Source organism: Pseudomonas sp. N-1-13 (genome assembly GCF_057787095.1).
Map to the genome: position 1 here is coordinate 2109302 of NZ_JBYNRI010000001.1, position 20741 is coordinate 2130042.

A 20741-nucleotide genomic window follows, 5' to 3' on the forward strand; every position below is an offset into this window, starting at 1 on the left:
GCGGCCATCGCGGGCCAGCCTTGCTCCCACAGCGGCTCGCCACAACAGCGCTTCTGAGCATTTTTCTTCACAAGAACAACAATAAAACGGTGACTGTCATGACCACGATGAACGCACGCTTGAGCGTGATGATGTTTCTGCAGTTCTTTATCTGGGGTGGCTGGTTCGTCACCCTGGGGACCTTTCTGTCCAGCACCCTGGGCGCCAGCGGTGGGCAGATCGGCATGGCGTTCTCCACCCAGTCCTGGGGAGCGATCATTGCCCCCTTCGTGATCGGCCTGATCGCCGACCGCTACTTCAATGCCGAACGCATCCTGGCGGTGCTGCACCTGTTGGGCGCGGTGTTGTTGTATCAGCTGTATGCGGCGGCGGATTTCAGCGTGTTCTACCCGTACGTGCTGGCGTACATGGTGATCTACATGCCGACCCTGGCCCTGGTCAATTCCGTGGCGTTCCGCCAGATGCGCGACCCGGCGCTGGAGTTCTCCCGTATCCGGGTGTGGGGCACGATCGGCTGGATCGTCGCCGGCGTGGTGATCAGCTTTGTGTTTGCCTGGGATTCGCGCGAAGCGATCTCGGCGGGCGGCTTGCGCAATACTTTCCTGATGGCCGGCATCGCCTCGCTGGTCTTGGGGCTCTACAGCTTCACGTTGCCGGCCACCGTACCGCTCAAGGCGCAAGCGAGCGCAGGTGACGTCAAACAGCTGCTGGGCCTGGATGCCTTGGGCCTGTTGAAGGATCGCAGCTACCTGGTGTTCTTCATCGCCTCGATCCTGATCTGCATCCCCCTGGCCTTCTATTACCAGAACGCCAACCCGTTCCTGGCCGAAACCGGCATGACCAATCCCACGGCAAAAATGGCCATCGGGCAAGTCTCCGAAGTGCTGTTCATGTTGCTGTTGCCGCTGTTCATCCAACGCTTTGGCATCAAGTTGGCGCTGCTGGTCGGCATGCTGGCCTGGGCGCTGCGTTACGTGCTGTTCGCTTACGGCAATAACGGCGACCTGGCGTTCATGCTCTTCACCGGTATCGCCCTGCACGGCATCTGCTATGACTTCTTTTTTGTCTCGGGGCAGATCTACACCGATGCCAAGGCGCCGGAGCGTTTTCGCAGCTCGGCCCAGGGGCTGATTACGTTGGCGACCTATGGCGTGGGCATGCTGATCGGCTTCTGGGTGGCGGGGCAGGTGACCGATCACTATGCCGTGGACGGCGGCCACGAGTGGAAGAGCATCTGGTTGTTCCCAGCCGGTTTTGCGCTGCTGGTGTTCGTCTGCTTCCTGTTTACCTTCAACGGCCGGCAGGCGGTCGTGGCCGCTTCAAAGGCCTGAGGGGCTGGACGTCAGTCATTTATGGCTGACGTCCAGTTTGGTGTAGGTCACTTTCCCGCCTTCGCTGGAAGAACCGACGTTGTCCAGGGTGTAGACGCCGGCCTTGAAGTAAAAGTTGTAGCCATGCCAGGCGCGGTCCAGCTTCACCTGCTTGCCAACGTTGTTGATCAGCACCGTGAGCTTGCCTTGCTTGTCCATTTGCAGGGAGTAGCTGAAGGTTTTGTTCAGTGCCACTTTCGGCATGGTATAGATCACCGGGCTCTTCTTGTCCTTGGGTTTTACCCGATATTCCACATCGATGTTGCCGGTGCCCTTGGCGTAGCGATACACCAGTTTCAACAGCGGCGTAGGGGCATCCTTGGCGTGGATCTGCGCCACGACTACACGGCCCTCGGAAGGGACCTGGTTCACCGCCAAAGTACCTTTGAGGGTATTGACGCCGCTGTTGTAACGCCAGTTGCGCAACTTGCCGTCTTTGGTGGTTTCGCGCAATTCGGAGCGCGGGTAGTCACTTTTACCGGTGTGGGAGCCGGTCACCGGCGCCCAGAAGACAATCCGCTCGCCGGAGCGGTTGAAATACTTGTTCTGCAGCGTCGGCATGGCCTTGGTCGCCACGACTTGCGCCGGGGTCTGCACGGGTAGGGTGATGTTCCAGACAGTCAAATCGATCATGGTCAATGCTCCGACGGAACCGGCCATTACTCATCAGCCGGAATGGGCAAGATTACCTTCCGTGGCACAGTGTCCATGGTATCGACGGGGGCCTGTTTAGCTGCAGAGGCAACTGACGAATGGCTCTGCGCTGAGCCTTGCGGCCGGTTGAGCGCAGTGATGTCAATTTGACGCTGATCGGTTAGAGTACGCGCCGTCCGAGAGATGGATCCCGGGCGTTTTCTCATGGAGTATTCAATGAACCACCTCAGCAAAATTGTCGCCTGCGCACTGGTTGGCCTGGCCTTGGCGGGTTGCACCGGCACCCCGATGAAAACCAAGCAGTACGACAGCAGCCAATACACCGTGGTCGGCCACAGTGAAGCGAAAGCCACCGGCCTGCTGCTGTTCGGCATGATCCCGATCCGCCAGAACAACCGTTTCGTGCGCGCTCAGAATGCCGCGATCCTGGCCAAGGGCGGCGACGCCATGATCAACACCCAAGTGCAGGAAGACTGGTTCTGGGCCTGGGTCCTGACCGGTTACACCACCAAGGTGTCCGGTGATGTGGTCAAGCTGAAAACCGTTCAGTAAGACTCACGCTGTTGTGGGGGAGGGATGTGCAGTGCCGGCTGGCGCGGATCGATCTGATCCAGTCACTGCTAGTCAACAGTACGAGCACTTTCCTCCTCCCGAAGCCCAAGGCTCATGTCATCGCAGCTTTGCGACCAGGCGCTGATCCATTCGGGCATGGCCGGTGAGTGTTCGGCCAACCCCAGTGCGCGAATAAACTCTCCCGGTGCAATCGTGCCTTGGGCCGAACGGAACAGGCCGCGCATCATCACCACGCCCACCACGCGCCCCTGGCTCAGGAAGCGGTGTTCCATGAAGGTCCACTTCTCGTCCCAGCCCAGCAGGCGGGTGTGCACCTCGAACGCTTCGAACAGCTTCAGCTCCCGGCGGAACTTACCCCACACATCCCCCACGATCGGCACTGCCCGGTTGCGCAAGGCCACTTTGTAGGCGCCGCTGCGCAGCACGTAATCCATACGCCCTACGTCGGCCAGGGTGAAATAGCGGCCGTTGGTGACATGGCGGTTGAGGTCCAGGTCCAACGGCCACACCCGCATGCGCACCACGGTGGTATCCAGGGGGCCGGTCGGCTTGCGCCAGGGACGACGAAACAGCATGAGCAACAGTCGGAACCAGAGATTCATAAATACGCCCGCGAGGGTGGAAAACGCCGCACTTTAGACAGGCGCCGAGGCCTGGGCTAGGTGCGCAAATGACTGTTTTCGTGGAAATCGCACATTTGGGACAGGTCCGGCGGGTTTGAACTCATCAAGAACCTGAGTTTGCGACGGCTGCGCCGCCGAGCGGGAGCAAGCTCCCTCGCCATAAGGGCACTTTGGATTATCGATCGTTCCCACGCTCCTGCGTAGGAACGTCGCCAGGGACGCTCCGCGTTCCGCTTCTGGAAGGTGACGCAGAGCGTCACGGGATGCATTCCCACGCAGAGCGTGGGAACGATCAAAAACAGCCGTAACCTCAGCCTTTGGCCGCCATCGCAGTCACTTCCACTCGCATTCCTTCAACCGCCAGCGCCGCCACGCCCACTGCGGCGCGTACCGGCCAGGGTTTGGCGAAGAAACGCTGATACACCTCGTTGAAGGCCGCGCGGTCGGCCATGTCGGTGAGGTAGATGGTCAGGTGCAAGACCCGGTCCATGGAGCTGCCGGCGCCTTCCAGGGCTGTCTTGAGCGCCTGCAATGTGCATTCGCTTTGCAAGGTGATGTCACCCAGCTCCAGGCTGCCGTCAGGGCGAGTGGGGATCTGGGTAGAAACCAGCAGGCCGCCGAAGCCGGCGACGTCGGAAGAGATGGAGTCCGCGTCCGGGTCGGGGATGAACGTGATGTCTTGGTTTGCCATGAAAGCCTCTTGTTCAGGAAAGGGTTAAGGGGACGGATCAGCTGCGCGCTTCATCCGTTTCGTTTCGATGATGGTCAGGCCAACTGTCGACTGGGCGCGCACGGTCTTCGTTGAACATTTCGGTGAGCAACGCGTTGGCGCGCTGGTAGGCGTCGTGCCTGAACTTGAGGTCGTCTTCCGGCTGGGCGACGATTTCCTCCAGCATTTGCAGATTCAAACGACGGAACTGATCCGCGCGCTCGCGCGCTTCGTAAGCCCCGACGCCCATCTGCACCAGCGCATTTCGGCCCAATGCCAGCGCGCTCTCGAAGGTTTCCCGCTCGGCGGTCTCTACGCCCATCTGCCGCAGGGTGATCAGGTGCCCCATGTCCCGCGCACGGACGATCAGTTTCAACGCGGGGAAGTGCTCCTGGGCCAGTCGGGTCAGCGTCAGGTTGTCCTGCTGGTCGTCAATCGCATTGATCAGCACCACCGACTGGCCGGCGCCGGCCGCGTGGAGCAGATCGAGGCGAGTGGCGTCGCCGTAGAACACTTTTACGCCGAATTTGCGCAGCGTCTCGATGTTGTCGGGGTCATGATCCAACACCACCACCTCGACGCCGCAGGACATCAAGAGACGCCCGGCGATCTGTCCGAAGCGGCCGAACCCGGCGATGATCACCCGTGGGTTCTGCTGATCGACGAGGTCGGATTCCTGGCGGTCTTTCTTGGTGGCGGACTCTATTCGATCCAGCAGCAGGATCAGCAACGGCGTCAGGCACATGGACAGGGCCACCGCCAGCGTCAGGCTCTTGCCCCACTGGTCGGTCAGAATGCCGGCCAGCGTGGCGGCGCCGAACACCACGAAGGCGAACTCGCTGCCCTGGCCGAGCAACACCGCTTGCCATGAGCGTTGGCCGGAAGGGACGTTCAGCAAACGGCTGACGGCCTTGATCACCAGCAATTTGATCAGAATGAAACCCAGGGTCAGGGTCATGACCTTCAGCGGTGCATTGATCAGCGTGCCGAAATCGATCGACATGCCGACGCCGATAAAAAACAACCCCAGCAGCAAGCCTTTGAACGGTTCGATGTCGCTTTCCAGGGCATGGCGGTATTCAGAACTGGCCAGCAGCACCCCGGCGAGGAACGCGCCCATGGCCATCGACAAGCCGGCCTCTTCCAGCAGAAACCCGAAGCCGAACACCAGAAACAGCGCCACGGCGCTGAAGATCTCACGTAGACCCGAGCGCGCGGCGAAGCGCAGCAGCGGGCGTGTCACGTAGCGTCCCAACAGCACGACGACGCTGATGGCCACGACGATCTTGATAATCGAAAGCACCAGAGCGGTGCCGGACGGCGTGTCGCCGTGGGCCGCCAACAACGGAATCATGGCAACCAGCGGAATGGCCGCGATGTCCTGGAACAGCAGGACGGCGAAGCTGCTGCGCCCGACGGCGGTCGACGTCAGGTTGCGCTCGTTCATGGCTTGCATGGCGATGGCCGTGGAGGACAGGCTCAGGGTCAGGCCGACCAGCAGCGCGGCCGTCCAATTCAGCCCCAGGGCCGCACAGAACACCGCGATTGCCCCGCCACAGGCGAGCATCTGCAAGGCACCGCCACCGAACACCATCCTGCGCAACGCCCAGAGCCGCTTGGGATCGAGCTCGAGCCCGATGACGAACAGCATCAGGACGACGCCGATTTCGGCGAATTCCAGAATCGCCTTTACGTCAGTAACGAGCTTGAGTCCCCACGGGCCGATCACGCACCCGGCCAGCAGATAACCCAACACCGGGCCCAGGCCCAACCTGACGGCAATCGGCACGATCAACACTGCCGAACCCAGGTAGATAAGCAGTTCAATCAGGCTGTGAGTCTCCATATCAATCTTCCTTCCAGGAGGCCAGGCGTGCGCTGTAGTGTTCGATTTGTGCATCCAGGGTTTCGGACGCGCCCGCATACGCGCCGTGTACCACGACCGGCTCCAACCAGCGCATGTGGCAGTAGATGGCCGTTGCGTGGAGGGGCTGGGCCAGCACCTGGAAGCCCGGGTAGGCGCCGATCTGGAAATGATCGTGGTTGCCACCCGTGGAGACGGCCCACAGCAGAGGCTTGTCTTTGAGGGCTGTGGCGTCTCTGCCATAGGCCCAGCCATGGGTGAACACTTTATCGATCCACAATTTCAGCAGCGGCGGCATGCTGTACCAATACATCGGGTGTTGGAGGACGAGCAGTTGGCACTGTTCGATGGCGCGTTGTTCGGCCTCGACGTCGATGTCGAAGTCCGGATAAAGATCGTAGAGGGACCGTATGACCACGTCCGGATGACTGGATGCCCGCTGGAGCATTTGCTGGTTGACCCGTGACTGGTCAGGGTAAGGGTGGGCGTAAATGATCAGAATCATCAGGGCAATTCCGGGAGGCCGGTCCTGGTCAAAAGGCCGGACATCCTACCGAGGAAGGCGCGTGTTGTTTAGAACATTGTTTGCCGGCGTATGGTGCCGGGGTTAATTGAGCGGCAGCGAGACCTTGACCTCCAGACCGCCGCCCCGCCGATTCCTGAGGGTCAGCGTCCCGCCATGCTCCAGCACCGTCGCCCGCGCTGCCGACAGCCCCAGCCCGACACCGCCGGTGTTCTTGTTGCGCGAGCCTTCGATGCGAAAGAAGGGCGCGAAGACTTGCTCGTGGAACTGCGGGGCGATACCAGGCCCGCGGTCGTGGACGCGAATTTCGACACGGTCCATGAACGCCTTGAGCTGAACGCCCGGCTCGCTGCCATATTTGCTCGCATTGTCGATCAGGTTGACCAGCGCTCGCTTGATCCCGATGGGCCGGCCCATGTAAACGAAACGAGGAGCGCCCTCGAATGAAACCTCGGTGCCGGCATCCTTGAAGTCGTCGACGACCGTGTGCAGCAGTTCGGCCAGGTCGAACGCGGTGGCGTGTTCGAGCCGAGCTTCGTCGCGGAAGAATTCCAGCGCACTATTGACCATCGCCTGCATTTCATCCACGTCCCTGAACAGCCTCGATTGCTGTTCGGCGTCGTCGATGAACTCTCCACGCAGGCGCATGCGGGTCAGGGGTGCGCGCAGGTCGTGGGAGATGGCTGCGAGCATCTGCGTGCGGTCCTGGACGAAGTGTTGCAGCTGGGCCTGCATGGCATTGAACGCGAGGATCGCCTGACGGATTTCGTGAGGCCCGACCACCGGGATGGGCGGCGCCCGGAAGTCCACGCCAAAGCGCCTGGCGCCTTCGGCAAAGCGTTCCAGCGGTGTTGCCAGATGCCGTGTAGCAATCAGGGCGACGATAAACGTCGATAGAAGAATCAGCCCGATAATGATCAGGTTGCGCATCCACTCTTTCAGGCCCCAACTGCGAGAGGCTACGGAAAATTCCACCCAGGAATCGTCGGCCAATTGGATGAGGACCGCGTAGCGCCTGTCTGGATGATCGGCGGGCCAATCGCCGGGCTCGAAGGCCTCTATCCTGGCCTCGGGCCTGCCCAGTTGCTTGCGCAGGAACGTCGCCCCCTCACTGAACTGTGGGTCGTCGATCACCGGCACTCGTGCGTCTTCACGGCGGGGTAACCATTGTGCGGCGAACGCCTGGTCGCTGGCCGCCCTGGCGATATCGGGCCGTTGTCCGGGCGCCACCGAGTCGATGATACGAGTGATGGCGGCGGCTTTCTCCATCAGGCCGGTTTCCATCAGGGGAGGGCGCGCCCAGGTCCCAGCCAACAGGCCGAACAGCTCGTTCAGGGCCAGTAAAGTCAGCATGGCGAGCATGGTGGTCAGGGCAATCCAGCGGGCTACCGTATCGCGTGGCCGATGGAAAGCTGAGTGCCGGGGCTTCATCGCTTCACCACATGGGGGCTGAAAAGGTAGCCGCTGTTGCGAATGGTGCGGATCATCGATGGGCCAGTGATATCGCTCTCCAGCTTGCGGCGCAGCCGGCTGACCTGGACGTCGATGCTGCGATCGAAGGCGTCATACGTTTCGCCGCGGGCCAGGTCCAGCAGTTGCTGGCGAGTGAGGACCCGGCGCGGGTGTTCGGCAAAGACCAGCAGCAACTCAAACTCGCCGGTGGACAACGGGATCATGACTTTGTCCGGTGAGCGCAACTCGCGGCGGGTGACGTCCAGCTGCCAATTTTCGAATTCCAGAATCAGGCGCGAGTTGTTGTTCAATGTGCCCCTGGCTTCGCCGGTGCGCCTGAGCACGGCGCGCACCCGGGCCAGCAGCTCGCGCGCATCGAACGGCTTGGTCAGGTAATCATCCGCCCCCAGCTCAAGACCGACGACGCGATCACTCAGCTCACCCATGGCCGTGAGCATGATGATGCCGACCGTATGTTCGGCCCGCAGTCGCTGGCAGAGCACCAGTCCACTGTCTCCCGGCAACATGACGTCGAGGATGATCAGGTCCGGCAAGCGACGCGCCACCGCCTGCCACAGGGCGGCACCGTCGGCGGCCACTTCGACGCTATAGCCATGTTGCTCGAGGAATTTGCGCAAGAGGGCGAGGACTTCGAGGTCGTCGTCCACCAGTAATAGATGGCTCACAGTGGGCACGCAGGGCAATGAATACAGAAGGGGATACTAGGGTCAATCCGGGGCCTGCGTCATATATTTCAACTCGGTAATAAAGTTGCCGACGGGCAATGTTGTGGAAATCTTCAGGCAAAGAATCAGGGGCAGGATCACCCGATGTCAGTCAGTTAAACGACGGCCAACCCAACACAACCCTCGCCACCAGAGCTGTGTACGGCGGTGTCTTCCCAAACTGACCGGTATCGCCCCAATTCCTCGCCGAGATAGCCTTGTATGCCGATCACCAAGCCCGCTCCGCTGTTTGTTCGTTGCACTGTTGTCGTAGGACTCGTGGCATTCGCCAGCGGCTGCACCAGCACGCCCGCTGCAACCCCTGGCAGTTGTGAACGTGCGAGCTACACCGTCGATGATCCGGCAGAGCCCGTCAACCGGGGCATCTTCGCTTTCAACCGGACTGTCGATGACTATGCGCTGGCCCCGGTTGCCCGTGGTTATCTCAAGCTTCCAGATGTGGTTCAGACGGGGGTGCATAACTTCGTGGCGAACTTCGGTGAGCCCAAGGTCTTCATCAACGATCTGCTGCAAGGCAACGCTCAACGCTCGGTCAACACCCTGGGTCGCTTCGTCATCAACACCACCGCAGGCATCGTCGGGCTGATCGATGTGTCGGGCAAACTGGGTATTGAGCGCCACAAGGCCGATTTCGGCCAGACGTTCGGCGTCTGGAACATCGCTCCCGGGCCGATCGTCGAACTGCCGTTGCTGGGAACGTCCAGCCTGCGCGACGCAACCGGCAAACTGCTGAGTTCTGCGGTCGATCCGTTCGGCAGCAACAGCGATACGGTCGATACGTTGGGCACGATCAATACCGTAGGCGGGGTTGTTGATGGTCGTGCCGAGGCGCTCCCGTTGACGGACAAGTTGCGGGCCAGGCCGGATTACTACGTGGCGCTTCGTGACGCGGTAGCGCAGCGGCGCGCCGATTTTGTCGCCCAGGGCAAGTTGGGCGCGGTGGCGGGGGACGACGCCTGCCCGGAGGGAGAGACCGTGGATGAGTAACCCTGTATTGGTTCTGCACCGGCGAGTGAAAAACCTTGAGCAAGGCATTCTGCATTGCCGGGAGATCGAGTTGCAGTTGACGGAGGATGGCCGACATTTACTGCTCAGCCGTTACCTGGAGTTGTACAGCCATGACCAGGTTGGCGCGTGCGACATCCAGAATTACCGGGTGCCTCTGGCGAGCATGATTCGCTGGATGGTCAGTCATGGGGAGCGGATGAGTCCACTGGTCCGCTAGCCTTGCGTCGACGCAGAGACTGCTAGACTTTACCGTCCAGTTATCTCTCGGAGAGATCGGATGAATAACAAAAACACGATTTGTCTCTGGTACGACGGTGCTGCGCTGGAGGCTGCGCAGTTCTACGCCGCGACGTTCCCGGACAGTGCGGTGCAGGCTGTTCATCACGCCCCCGGTGACTACCCGATGGGCAAGCAGGGCGATGTGCTGACGGTCGAGTTCACGGTAATGGGCATTCCCTGCCTGGGGCTGAACGGAGGCCCGGCGTTCCAGCATACCGAGGCTTTTTCGTTCCAGGTCGCGACTGATGACCAGGCCGAAACGGACCGCTTGTGGGATGCGATTATCGGCAATGGCGGCCAGGCCAGTGCCTGCGGCTGGTGCAAGGACAAGTGGGGCCTGTCCTGGCAGATCACCCCGCGCGTGCTGACCGCCGCGATAGCCAATCCCGATCAGGCAGCGGCCAAGCGCGCGTTCGAAGCCATGATGGAGATGACAAAGATCGACATCGCGGCCATCGAAGCAGCGTTGAAAGGTTGAGCGGCGCAGGCTGACAGTCCGCTATCGCGAGCAGGCTCGCTCCCACATTGGATCTGTGTCGGTCTCGATGGGTGGGTCAACACAATCCCCTGTGGGAGCGAGCCTGCTCGCGAAGACGGCGGGACATTCAACAGCCGCAACCTGACCCACCGCCAGTCAGCTCACCCCTGGGCGGTTTCAGGCAACCTGGCAATCACCTTGATCTCGAACTGAAAACCATACAACCAGGTCACCCCCACCGCCGTGAGCGTCGGGTGCGGTGCGCTGCCCCAGAATTCGGGCACCACTTTCCAGATCGTTTCGAATGTCGATTCGGGGTCGACGATGAACACGGTGACGTCAACCACATCATCAAAGGTGCAATCGGCGGCGGCGAGAATCGCCTTCAGGTTGTTGAACGCCCGCCGAACCTGGTCCTCCAGTTCAGGCTCTGGCGAGCCGTCTTCGGTGCTGCCGACTTGCCCCGATACGAACAAAAAGCCATTGGAACGAATCGCCGGCGAATAGCGATTACGCTCATAAAGTGCCTGGCGTCCGGCGGGGAAAACTACATCGCGCTGTGTCATGGGTGCCTCCATCAAAGGGTCGGATTCAATGTTGAAAACACTCTAGGGGCTTGTGCGCGGACGATAAACGAGCAACCTTGGCGATCACTGTTTGTAAAATCCAAACAATCTGACGAACACCCGGGGCAGCAATGGATCGTTTCGACGCGATGCAAGCATTCGTTCGAGTGGTGGAGGCGGGCAGCTTTACCAAGGCCGCCGAAACACTGCACATGAGCAAGACCACCGTGACCCAACTGGTGCAGCAACTGGAGGCCCGGCTGCGCGTCAAGTTGCTTAACCGCACCACGCGCAAGGTCAACGTCACCGCTGACGGCGCCGCTTATTACGAGCGGGTGATTCGCCTGCTGGCCGACATGGACGATGCCGAGACCAGCCTGTCCGGCGCTCAGGCACTGCCCAGAGGGCGATTGCGAGTGGACGTGCCAAGCCCGTTGGCGACCATGATCCTGATGCCGGCATTGCCGCAATTTTACGCGCGATACCCGGACATTCAGATCGACATGGGCGCAAGCGACCGCATCGTCGACATGCTCGATGAAAACGTCGATTGCGTGGTGCGCGGCGGCGAGCTGACGGATCAGTCGCTGATCGCCCGGCGCGTCGGCGACCTGGCCCTTGGCGTGTTTGCCGCACCGAGCTATCTGCAGCGCGTGGGCACGCCTGCGCATCCGCGAGAACTGGAAGATTCCCAGCATCGCATCGTCGGCTTCCTCTGGGCGCGCACCGGCAAACCGCTCCCTTACGCCATGCACAACCACGGCGAGCATTTGCACATCAAAGGACGCTACGCACTGGCCGTCGATGATGGCAACGCCTACCTCGCGGCCGGCCTGGCGGGGTTGGGTGTGCTCTGGCTACCCGAGTACATGTCCAGATCCCACCAGGCGCGAGGTGAGTTGGTGCGCCTGTTCGAAGACTGGCGCCTCGACCCGATGCCGCTCTACGTGGCCTATCCTCCTAACCGACACATCAGCGCCAAGTTGCGGGTGTTCATTGAATGGGTGGTGGAGTTGATGGCACAGCATGCGCCTGTTCTCGACCGATCCGGGTCATGAAACCCGACCACATGACTGCAGAGGAGACGTACCATGGACCAATTCACCGGCGGTTGCCTGTGCGGCAACGTTCGCATCCAAGCCTCGGGGCGCCCGTACCGGGTTGGTCTTTGCCACTGCCTCGACTGCCGCAAGCATCACGGGGCGCTCTTCTACGCCTCCGCCGTGTTCCCCCAGGATGCCGTGACGATCGAGGGCGAAACCCGGGACTACGCCGGGCGCTTCTTCTGCCCGCGCTGCGGCTCGTCGGTGTTTGCCCGTAGCGGCGACGAGGTGGAAGTGAACCTGGGAACGCTGGATGCCCCGGATCAACTGATGCCCACCTACGAAAGCTGGACCGTGCGCCGTGAGTCCTGGTTGCCGGCGTTTCCGTTCACCAGGCACTACCCGCATGATCGTGAGGGTAAGGGGCGCTCCGAGGAGTAGGCGCGGTAGCGGGTCTTAGCCAAAGCCCACAATCGCCTTGATCTCCAGGTACTCCTCAAACCCATGGAGACCATACTCACGGCCATTGCCGGAACGCTTGTAGCCACCGAACGGCGCCATCGGGTTCCACGCCGGATAGTTCAACAGCACTTGCCCTGCGCGGATACGCGAGGCAACGCTGCGCGCCTGTTCAAGGTCCTGACCCTGAACGTGAGCGCCTAGCCCATAGACGGTGTCGTTGGCGATGGCGACCGCTTCATCCACCGTGTCATAGGGGATGATGCACAGCACCGGGCCGAAGATTTCTTCCTGGGCGATGCGCATGGCGCTGTCCACCTCGGAGAACACAGTGGGGCGCGTGTAGAAGCCTTTTGCAAAACCCTGCACGCGGCCTGGCCCACCACACAGCAGTTTTGCACCCTCGTTCAGGCCCACTTCGATCATGGCCTGCACGCGCTTGAACTGGGCTTGATTGGCGATGGGACCGAGGATGGTTTCTTCCGATTGCGGATCACCGACGATGATCGCATTGGCGGTGGCGGCAGCCAGGGCTTCGACCTCCGCTAACCTGTTTCTTGGCACGATCATGCGGGTTGGTGCGCTGCATGACTGGCCGACATTGCGAAACGCCGACATCACCCCCGGTGGCACGGCTTTGTCGAAGTCAGCGTCTGGCAGCAGCACGTTCGGTGACTTGCCGCCCAACTCCTGGGTCACGCGTTTCACCGTCGGGGCGGCCGCCTGGGCCACCAACGCGCCTGCGCGGTTCGAGCCGGTGATGGAGATCATGTCGATATCGGGATGCGCCGCCATGGCCGCACCGACCTCGGCACCGCTGCCGTTCACCAGGTTGAAGACACCGGGAGGAAGGCCCGCGTCATGCACCAGTTGCGCGAAGAGCAGGGCGCTCAGGGGCGACAGTTCGCTGGGTTTGAGAACGACCGTGCAACCCGCCGCAATGGCCGGAGCGACTTTTGCGGTGATCTGATACAGCGGCCAGTTCCACGGCGTAATGAGACCGCAGACGCCGATGGGTTCGCGGGTAATGGCTGTGCCGCCTTCGACCTTCTGGAAACAATAGCTGGACAGCACATCGCGGGCCACGCGCACGTGCTCGGCCGCCAGTGGCACTTGCATCGCCCGGGCAAAACCGATGGCCGCGCCCATTTCCAGAGAGAGCGCCTGGGCCAGCGCCTCCTTTCGTTCAAGGATCAGTTCATGGATTCTGCCGATCACCAGCGCGCGCGAAGCTGGCGAAGTCGAGGACCAGCCGGGGAAGGCCGCCCGCGCCGCCGCGACCGCCCGATCAACATCCTCGCACGACCCTTGGGCGACTTGGGCAACAACCTCTTCGGTGGCCGGGTTGATCACCGGCAAGGTGGCCGCATGTGCCGGGGACGACCAGTCACCATTGATATAAAGCTGTCTGGTTGTGTGCGGATCAAGGGTGTAGCTGTTCGAAGATCGGGTTGTCATCCAACGGGCTCCCATAGAGCGTTTATGGCATGGCCTGCTGCAGGTCGCTATGCCGTGTCTGCTCAATAAACTAACAAAGCGGCCCTGATCAATTGTGCCGTTCTCGACGTTGGCAAAGGAGAATCTGCTGTATCTGGCGCGCTAACTTGGCAAAAACGTAGCGGCATCCGTTTCAGGGCGTAGCCCTTGGGTTCAGACAAGCTTGCCAGTGCTGGCGACGCTGGCCGATTCAGGCATTGGCTTTCGATCCCGCTCCACAGGGGCATCCACTTCCCTTAGGAATGGCTTGCGTCGCGCGCTAGCGCTTGGACTTCAATCAGGTAGCCATGATGCAGCGCCGGGACGGGCACCACGGCGCGTGCGGGGCGGTGCTCGCCCAGATAGCGGGCATAGATTCGGTCGAAGGCCGGCCAGTGTTCGATGCCGGCGACATAGACCGTCACCTTCACCAGATCCCTCGGTCCCCGGCCAGCGGCGTCGAGAATCGCCAGCAGGTTTTCCAGGGCGATGGCGGCCTGGACCTCGAAGGGCTGGTCGACGCTGTGGCTGCCATCGGCGCGTACCGGCAATTGCCCGGACACATACAGGACGCCCTGGTACGACAGCGCCTGGGTGTAATGTCCACGCGGCGCTGCGGCGTGAATGGTATGGATAAACCCGATTTCACCAGCCATGCAGACGGCTCCAGTTGTGCACTTGGCCCGTGGCATCACAGGCGAGGTAATGAGGGAACTGTGCGCCAGTGGCACAAGCATGGTTGGGCAGGATGCGCAGGCGGCTGCCGATGGGAAACCGCGCGGTGATATCCACGTGCTCGGCGTTCGTCAGGGTGATGATGCCGTGCTCCTGATTGGCGCTGGTGAGCAGCGCGCCGTCGATCCAGTCGCCGGTTTCGCTACACACTTGTCCATAGCCGAAGTCCCGTGACTGGCGCTGCGTACCCCGGTCACGACTCATGGCCATCCAGCCGGCATCGGTGATGATCCAGCCTTTTTCCTGTTGATGACCGATGACGCTGGTCAGCACGCTCAGCGCCAGTTCGCCTGCCTGGCAGACGCCGACGTTGTGCATCACCAGGTCGAAGAATACATAGACGCCTGCGCGAACTTCGGTGACGCCTTCCAGGTTCTGTGCCGACAGCGCCGTGGGTGTGGAGCCGATGCTCACCTCAGGGCAGGCCAGCCCGGCCTCGCGAATGCGTTGGGCTGCACGGACGCAGAGGTTGCGTTCCTGTTCGGCCAAGGCTTGCAGCGCGTCGGGCGTATCGAGTTCGTAGCTGGAGCCGGCGTGGGTCATCACGCCGCAAAGCTGCATGCCGCCTTCATCAAGTAGCCGGGCGATGCCCACGAGTGAATCGTCCTCGACCCGTACGCCGGACCGATGGCCGTCGCAATCGATCTCGATCCAGACCTCGAACCGCTCATCGTGCTGCTGGCCGAAATCGACGATGGCCTGGGCCCCCGTCAGGCTGTCCGTGAGGATGCTCAAGCGACAGCCTTGGCGCCTGAGCGTCAGGGCTTGGGCCAGTTTGCCGGGCGCCATGGCCACGGCGTAGAAAATGTCCTGGATGCCGGCTGCGAAACAATGTTGCGCCTCCTTCAAGGTAGACACGGTGACACCGTTGGCGCCCGCGGCGATCTGCGCCTGAATCACGGGCAGGCATTTACTGGTCTTGATGTGGGGCCGTAGACGCACACCCAAGGTGTCCATGCGTTGCTGCATGCGCTGGATGTTGCGCTGCATGCGCGGTACATCGATGAGCGCGACAGGGGTATCAAGGAGCGGAATTGAGGCGGTCATGAGCAGCACTCGATGGATAGGGACAGGGCGACTCTACTCAGTGATCGTGAAGTCGTGGTTCAATGCTGCGTCATCAATCATTAAGTTGAACTGAATGATTAGCATCGAAGACCTGCGCATGGCCGTGACGCTGGCGCGCTCCGAGTCGTTGAGCGCAGCGGCCAGGGCCCTCAATGTCTCGCCACCTGCGTTGTCCATGCGCTTACGCAAACTGGAGACACTGCTCGGCCTGACCCTGGCCAACCGCGATGCTCGGCGCTTGAGCCTCACCGCCGATGGCGAGCGCTTCTCCCGCCAGAGCGCGCTGTTGCTGGAGCAACTGGAGGCGCTTCCCGAATCGTTCAAACAGCCGGACGATCAACTGGCCGGCACCCTCAGGCTGGCGGCGCCGTTCGGCTATGGACGGCAACGCATCGCGCCGTTGCTGGCGCGTTTTGCCAGGTTGCACCCACAGTTGTGCCTGCACTTGGATCTACGGGAAACGCCCTGGCCTGATCGTCACGACAGTGATGCGGTGATTCACATCGGCAACCTCAGTGACAGCCAGTGGGTCGCCCGGCCCCTGAGCCACAATGCCCGCTGGTTGTGCGCCAGCCCCGCCTACCTGGAGCGGCACGGCACGCCGTCTTCACCGGAGCAACTGGCTGAGCACCGCTGTATTTGCATTCGCGAAAACGATGAGGACGTCACGCTGTGGCATCTGCGCAATGAGCAGGAGCGCAAGACCCTGCGCATCCAGCCAGCATTGCTGAGCAACGACGGCAGCGTGGCCCGACGCTGGGCCGAAGAGGGGCTGGGCCTGGTGCTGCGCTCGCAATGGGATGTCAGCAGAGCCATCGCCGAGGGCAACCTGGTCCGGGTGCTCGCTGATTGGCAATTCGACAGCGCATCGATCAACCTGCTGGTGCCGTCGCGCAAAGTTCGCAGCGCTCGGGTGCAGGCGTTGGTGAGTTTTCTTGAGGCTGAGTTGAAAGCCTGACGCCATCGCGAGCAGGCTCACTCCGGCAATGAATCTGTGGCAAACACAAAGGTGGCTGCCCCATCAAAACCCTGTGGGAGCGAGCCTGCTCGCGATAGCGGCGGCCCGTTCAACCTGGATGCTGGAACGGCCCGCTGCAGGCGTAGATTCTGCCGCAAAGCGGCCTTCACTGCGTCGCCAGACGCACCATAACTGTCCGCAAACCCACAGAAACACGGGTGCAACGCCCGTGTCTGGAGCATCCCGCAAAGTCTGCTGAGCGAGCCCTGCAAAACGGTGGTTTGTACCAAGCGGCCGGTATTTTTAACCGTTTATCCACGGTCTCATGGTGTTGTAATAAAAACGTGATGCAGCGTTGTACCGGTGCTTCACGAACGGCATCAATGTTTGCCTCGGCATTGCCTTCAACAACAAATCCAGGACCGCACTCATGAGCTTTCTTCGACCCAAGTACATCACCTTCGACTGCTACGGCACGTTGACCAACTTCCAAATGGGCACCATGACCCGCGAGCTGTTCGCCGATCGTGTCGATGCCGGGCAGATGGACCAGTTCGTCAAGGATTTCTCCGCTTATCGTCTGGATCAGGTGATGGGCGAGTGGCGGCCCTATGATGAAATCATCAAGACGTCCCTGATGCGGGTCTGCAAGCGCTGGGGTGTCGAATATCGGGGCGAAGGCCAGCTCTATTACGACGCCGTGCCCACGTGGGGCCCTCACGCCGATGTACCGGCGGGTCTGTCGAAAATCGCCGACAAGATTCCCCTGGTGATTTTTTCCAACGCGATGGACGAACAGATCATGTCCAACGTCGACAAGCTTGGCGCGCCTTTCCATAAAGTCTTTACCGCCCAGCAGGCCCAGGCCTACAAGCCGCGCCTGGCGGCCTTCGAATTCATGCTCGATAACCTCGGCTGCGGGCCGGAGGATGTGCTGCATGTCTCGTCCAGCTTTCGCTACGACCTGATGTCGGCCCACGACATGAAGATCAAGAACAAAGCCTTCGTCGCCCGCGGTCATGAGCAGCCGGCGAACGCTGTGTATGGCTACCACCAAATCCCGGACATCGGCGGTTTGGCCGGTCTGGTCGGGCTCTGAGTTGAGCGCACTCTTCAAGGTGAAAAGGGGTTAGACATGGGCAGTGAGTCTTATTGGCTCGATACCGCACCGGCCTTCACCGGTGCCCAGCTCGGCGGATTGCCCGGGCGGGTAGACGTGGCCATTGTCGGTGGTGGTTTCACCGGTCTGGCGGCGGCCCGGGCCCTGGCCTTGAAGGGGGCCAGCGTGGCGGTGCTGGAAGCAGGCAGGGTGATTGGCGAAGCGTCGGGGCGCAATGGCGGTCAGTGCAACACCGGCGTTGCCCAAGACTACGCGTCACTCACCGCCAGCCTCGGCGCCGATAAAGCGCGGGCTTATTACCTGGCCTATGAAAGCGCCGTACAGAGTGTGGTTTCGCTGGTGGAGCAGGAAGCGATTGCCTGCGATCTCACTCGCCATGGCAAGCTCAAACTGGCCGCCAAAGCGTTGCACTACGAAGGACTGGCGCGCACCTGTGAGTTGATCCGCAAGGAAGTCGATGCCGACGTCGAGTTGCTGTCTGCCCAAGCGGTGCGGGCGGAGGTCAATTCGGCCCAGTTCCACGGTGGCCTGCTGCAGCGCAACGGCGTGCAGATGCATGTCGGGCGCTTCGGTGTCGGCCTGGCCGAGGCGGCGGCCCGTCACGGGGCGTTGGTGTTCCAGGGCGTGTCGGTGAAGGACTGGAAGGCGAACACAGGCGGCTATCAGGTCAACACCAGCAAGGGCGCGCTGCAGGCCTCGCAGATCCTGCTGGCCACCGGCACCTGTCAGCAAGGCGGATTGGGCTGGTACCGGCGGCGAATCGTACCGGTGGGGAGCTTCGTCATTGCCACCGAAGTGTTGCCCCAGGCGCTGATCGACAGCTTGCTGCCGGCGCGTCGCTCCTACGTCACCAGCCGCATGATCGGTAACTACTTTCGCCTGACGCCGGACAACCGGCTGTTGTTTGGCGGTCGGGCGCGGTTTGCCATGTCTGACAGCGTTTCCGACGCCAAGAGCGGCAAGGTGCTGCAAGCGGCGATGGTGCAGATGTTCCCGCAGCTGGCCCACGTCAGGATCGACTATTGCTGGGGCGGGTTGGTGGACATGACGTCCGACCGTTTACCCCGGGCCGGCCAGCATGGGGGGGTGTATCACTCCATGGGCTACAGCGGCCACGGCGTGCAGATGTCGGTGCACATGGGGCAGGTCATGGCCCAGGTCATGGCCGGCGAGGTCGAGGCCAACCCTTGGCGCGAGCTGGATTGGCCGGCCATTCCCGGGCATTTCGGCAAACCCTGGTTCCTGCCGCTGGTAGGCGCGTATTACCGCCTGCAGGACTACCTGCACTGAGTTTCATGGCGTTGTTTGGCGTTTCAACCACGTTGCGTTAATCGTGCGCAATCGAGCCCTATCATTTTCCGAAAGGTAGAACTGACATGACTGACAACAAAAATGGCATTGAAGACCAGTTGATCACCGGTACAGAAAGTCTGCGTGTTTTCGAAGGGCTCAATCGCGGCATGTCTCGCCGCAATGCATTGCAGATGCTGGGGTTGGCAGGTGTGGCCGCAGCAGGTGCAGGCAGCCTCTTCGGCGCCGCCGGCAAGCTGTTCGCCGAAGAAGCGGCAAGCCCGGGCAAAGGCAAGCCGGGCGGGCGTATCCGCGTCGCCGGCATCTCCAGTTCCACCGCCGACACCCTGGACCCGGCCAAAGGCTCATCGTCCACCGACTACGTGCGTCATTACATGTTCTACAACGGCCTGACGCGCTTCGACAGTCACATGGTGCCGCAACTCGAACTGGCCGAGCGCATCGACACGACAGACGCCACGCTCTGGGTGATTACCCTGCGCAAGGAAGTGACTTTCCACAATGGCAAGGGGCTGACCGCCGCTGACGTGGTGTTTTCCCTGTTGCGACACAAGGATCCGATCACGGGATCCAAGGTCTTGCCGCTGGCGTCGCAGTTCGCCGAGGTCAAGGCCATCGGCAGCCATGAAGTACAGATACGCCTGAGCGGCCCGAATGCCGAGCTGCCATCGGTCCTGGCCATCTCCCATCTGTTGATCGTGCCTGAAGGCACCAGCGATTTCAGCCAGGGCATCGGTACCGGTCCGTTCAAGGTCAAGGAATTCAAGCCGGGAGTGCGTTCCATCGGTGCGCGCAATACCAATTACTGGAAACCCGGCCTGCCGTATCTGGACGAGATCGAGTTCATCGGCATTCCCGACGAGCCATCGCGGATCAACGCGCTGCTATCGGGCGATGTGCAGATTGTCAACGAGGTCAACCCGCGTTCCACCACTCGTATCAAGAACAGTGCTGGCCATCGGGTCGTGGACTCGCCGTCGGGTAACTACACTGACTTGATCATTCGTCAGGACCAGATGCCGGGCCAGAGCCCGGAGTTCACTCAGGCGATGAAGTTGCTGTTGGACCGTGAACAGATCAAGTCGGCAATCTTCCGTGGCTACGCCAGGGTCGGCAACGATCATCCGATCGCCCCCGGCGCACGGTTCTTCAATGCTGACCTGCCACAGCGGACCTATGACCCGGAAAAAGCGCGTTTCCTGCTGAAGAAGGCGGGCATGGAAAGTATCACCATGCCGGTGATGTGCTCGCCGGCTGCCACCGGCTCGGTGGACGTTGCCGTGTTGCTGCAGCAATCGGCCAAGGAGGCCGGGCTCAAGCTCAATGTCAACCGCCTGCCGAGCGATGGCTACTGGTCCAACCACTGGGCCAAGCACCCGATCAGCTTCGGCAATATCAACCCGCGGCCCAACGCCGACATGCTGTTCTCGCAGTTCTTCCAGTCCACGGCGCCGTGGAATGAGTCCGCCTGGAAGAACCCGCAGTTCGATCAGCTATTGGTCCAGGCCCGCGGCGAAACTGATGAGGTCAAGCGCGGCAAGATGTACGCCGACATGCAGACCCTGGTGCATGACCACTGCGGCATCGGCATCCCGGTGTTTATCAGCAACATCGACGGTGTCGATCAGCGCGTCAAAGGCTATGGCACCAACCCGCTGGGCGGTTTCATGGGCTACATGTTCTCCGAGCAAGTCTGGCTGGACGCCTGATGAACGCCGGGTATTGG

General features: G+C 61.4%; 22 protein-coding genes. 11 read left to right on the top strand and 11 right to left on the bottom strand.

From position 1 onward, the window contains the following. Window positions 1–98: 98 nt before the first annotated feature. Window positions 99–1331 carry a nucleoside permease gene (locus AC3I65_RS09645; protein ID WP_445577727.1) on the top strand — a complete coding sequence of 411 codons (1233 nt, stop codon included), beginning with the start codon at window positions 99–101 and terminating at the stop codon, window positions 1329–1331. Window positions 1332–1346: 15 nt separating this feature from the next. Here the strand turns inward: AC3I65_RS09645 and AC3I65_RS09650 are convergent, their stop codons facing one another. Continuing rightward, window positions 1347–2003 (bottom strand): polysaccharide lyase family 7 protein, encoded by a 657-nt coding sequence (locus AC3I65_RS09650; protein WP_488523665.1) that lies wholly within the window; start codon window positions 2001–2003, stop codon window positions 1347–1349. A gap of 237 nt (window positions 2004–2240) precedes the next feature. Here AC3I65_RS09650 and AC3I65_RS09655 point away from each other — a divergent pair, with 237 nt between their 5' ends. Beyond that, entirely contained in the window at window positions 2241–2576 is a 336-nt protein-coding gene (locus AC3I65_RS09655; RefSeq protein WP_047227691.1) for a lipoprotein, read from the top strand. A gap of 68 nt (window positions 2577–2644) precedes the next feature. Here AC3I65_RS09655 and AC3I65_RS09660 read toward each other — a convergent pair whose 3' ends face one another. The 6 genes from AC3I65_RS09660 to AC3I65_RS09685 all read right to left on the bottom strand — a co-directional run bounded on the left by AC3I65_RS09660 (window position 2645) and on the right by AC3I65_RS09685 (window position 8454). Beyond that, a complete protein-coding gene (locus AC3I65_RS09660; protein WP_488523666.1) occupies window positions 2645–3199 on the bottom strand; it encodes a thioesterase family protein in 555 nt (184 codons plus the stop codon). A gap of 331 nt (window positions 3200–3530) precedes the next feature. Continuing rightward, complete coding sequence (locus tag AC3I65_RS09665; RefSeq protein WP_047227689.1) at window positions 3531–3911, bottom strand: RidA family protein; 381 nt, start codon at window positions 3909–3911, stop codon at window positions 3531–3533. A gap of 37 nt (window positions 3912–3948) precedes the next feature. Then, window positions 3949–5775 (bottom strand): glutathione-regulated potassium-efflux system protein KefC, encoded by a 1827-nt coding sequence (gene kefC / locus AC3I65_RS09670; protein ID WP_488523667.1) that lies wholly within the window; start codon window positions 5773–5775, stop codon window positions 3949–3951. A gap of 1 nt (window position 5776) precedes the next feature. Further along, on the bottom strand, window positions 5777–6298 hold the full coding sequence (gene kefF, locus AC3I65_RS09675) for a glutathione-regulated potassium-efflux system oxidoreductase KefF (protein WP_488523668.1): 522 nt from the start codon (window positions 6296–6298) through the stop codon (window positions 5777–5779). A gap of 102 nt (window positions 6299–6400) precedes the next feature. Next, a complete protein-coding gene (locus tag AC3I65_RS09680; protein ID WP_139050630.1) occupies window positions 6401–7747 on the bottom strand; it encodes a sensor histidine kinase in 1347 nt (448 codons plus the stop codon). Beyond that, window positions 7744–8454, bottom strand: coding sequence for a response regulator (locus AC3I65_RS09685; RefSeq protein ID WP_047227685.1), 711 nt, complete (start codon window positions 8452–8454; stop codon window positions 7744–7746). The genes AC3I65_RS09680 and AC3I65_RS09685 overlap by 4 nt, the downstream gene beginning before the upstream one ends. 261 nt (window positions 8455–8715) lie before the next feature. Between AC3I65_RS09685 and AC3I65_RS09690 the strand changes: the two genes are divergently transcribed. From AC3I65_RS09690 to AC3I65_RS09700, 3 genes are read left to right on the top strand one after another with little or no spacing between them, the layout of a single operon-like run. Beyond that, window positions 8716–9501: an MlaA family lipoprotein gene (locus tag AC3I65_RS09690; RefSeq protein ID WP_047227684.1), complete on the top strand. Its 786-nt coding sequence runs from the start codon at window positions 8716–8718 to the stop codon at window positions 9499–9501. Continuing rightward, complete coding sequence (locus AC3I65_RS09695) at window positions 9494–9739, top strand: hypothetical protein (RefSeq protein ID WP_047227683.1); 246 nt, start codon at window positions 9494–9496, stop codon at window positions 9737–9739. Before AC3I65_RS09690 ends, AC3I65_RS09695 begins: the two co-directional genes overlap by 8 nt. A 60-nt stretch (window positions 9740–9799) precedes the next feature. Next, window positions 9800–10279, top strand: coding sequence for a VOC family protein (locus AC3I65_RS09700; RefSeq protein WP_047227682.1), 480 nt, complete (start codon window positions 9800–9802; stop codon window positions 10277–10279). Window positions 10280–10440: 161 nt separating this feature from the next. On the opposite strand, the gene AC3I65_RS09705 is transcribed toward AC3I65_RS09700, so the two are convergent. Further along, the gene (locus AC3I65_RS09705) at window positions 10441–10845 is read right to left on the bottom strand and encodes a RidA family protein (protein ID WP_047227681.1); all 405 of its coding nucleotides are present in this window, start codon (window positions 10843–10845) and stop codon (window positions 10441–10443) included. A gap of 131 nt (window positions 10846–10976) precedes the next feature. Between AC3I65_RS09705 and AC3I65_RS09710 the strand changes: the two genes are divergently transcribed. After that, a complete protein-coding gene (locus AC3I65_RS09710; protein WP_076385429.1) occupies window positions 10977–11903 on the top strand; it encodes a LysR family transcriptional regulator in 927 nt (308 codons plus the stop codon). 33 nt (window positions 11904–11936) lie between these two features. Next, on the top strand, window positions 11937–12329 hold the full coding sequence (locus AC3I65_RS09715; protein ID WP_047227679.1) for a GFA family protein: 393 nt from the start codon (window positions 11937–11939) through the stop codon (window positions 12327–12329). 15 nt (window positions 12330–12344) lie between these two features. On the opposite strand, the gene AC3I65_RS09720 is transcribed toward AC3I65_RS09715, so the two are convergent. From AC3I65_RS09720 to AC3I65_RS09730, 3 genes are all read right to left on the bottom strand, one after another. Beyond that, window positions 12345–13805 (bottom strand): aldehyde dehydrogenase family protein, encoded by a 1461-nt coding sequence (locus AC3I65_RS09720; protein ID WP_076385427.1) that lies wholly within the window; start codon window positions 13803–13805, stop codon window positions 12345–12347. A 275-nt stretch (window positions 13806–14080) separates the two neighbouring features. Further along, window positions 14081–14479, bottom strand: coding sequence for a RidA family protein (locus AC3I65_RS09725; protein ID WP_454864873.1), 399 nt, complete (start codon window positions 14477–14479; stop codon window positions 14081–14083). Further along, window positions 14469–15605: a DSD1 family PLP-dependent enzyme gene (locus AC3I65_RS09730; RefSeq protein WP_488523669.1), complete on the bottom strand. Its 1137-nt coding sequence runs from the start codon at window positions 15603–15605 to the stop codon at window positions 14469–14471. Before AC3I65_RS09730 ends, AC3I65_RS09725 begins: the two co-directional genes overlap by 11 nt. 94 nt (window positions 15606–15699) lie before the next feature. Between AC3I65_RS09730 and AC3I65_RS09735 the strand changes: the two genes are divergently transcribed. From AC3I65_RS09735 to AC3I65_RS09750, 4 genes are all read left to right on the top strand, one after another. Continuing rightward, window positions 15700–16584 carry a LysR family transcriptional regulator gene (locus tag AC3I65_RS09735; protein WP_305468129.1) on the top strand — a complete coding sequence of 295 codons (885 nt, stop codon included), beginning with the start codon at window positions 15700–15702 and terminating at the stop codon, window positions 16582–16584. A gap of 430 nt (window positions 16585–17014) precedes the next feature. Beyond that, window positions 17015–17683 (top strand): haloacid dehalogenase type II, encoded by a 669-nt coding sequence (locus AC3I65_RS09740; RefSeq protein ID WP_076385419.1) that lies wholly within the window; start codon window positions 17015–17017, stop codon window positions 17681–17683. Between the two features lie 36 nt (window positions 17684–17719). Beyond that, window positions 17720–18994: an NAD(P)/FAD-dependent oxidoreductase gene (locus AC3I65_RS09745; RefSeq protein WP_076385417.1), complete on the top strand. Its 1275-nt coding sequence runs from the start codon at window positions 17720–17722 to the stop codon at window positions 18992–18994. 86 nt (window positions 18995–19080) lie between these two features. After that, window positions 19081–20724: an ABC transporter substrate-binding protein gene (locus AC3I65_RS09750; protein WP_107322316.1), complete on the top strand. Its 1644-nt coding sequence runs from the start codon at window positions 19081–19083 to the stop codon at window positions 20722–20724. Window positions 20725–20741: the final 17 nt, after the last annotated feature.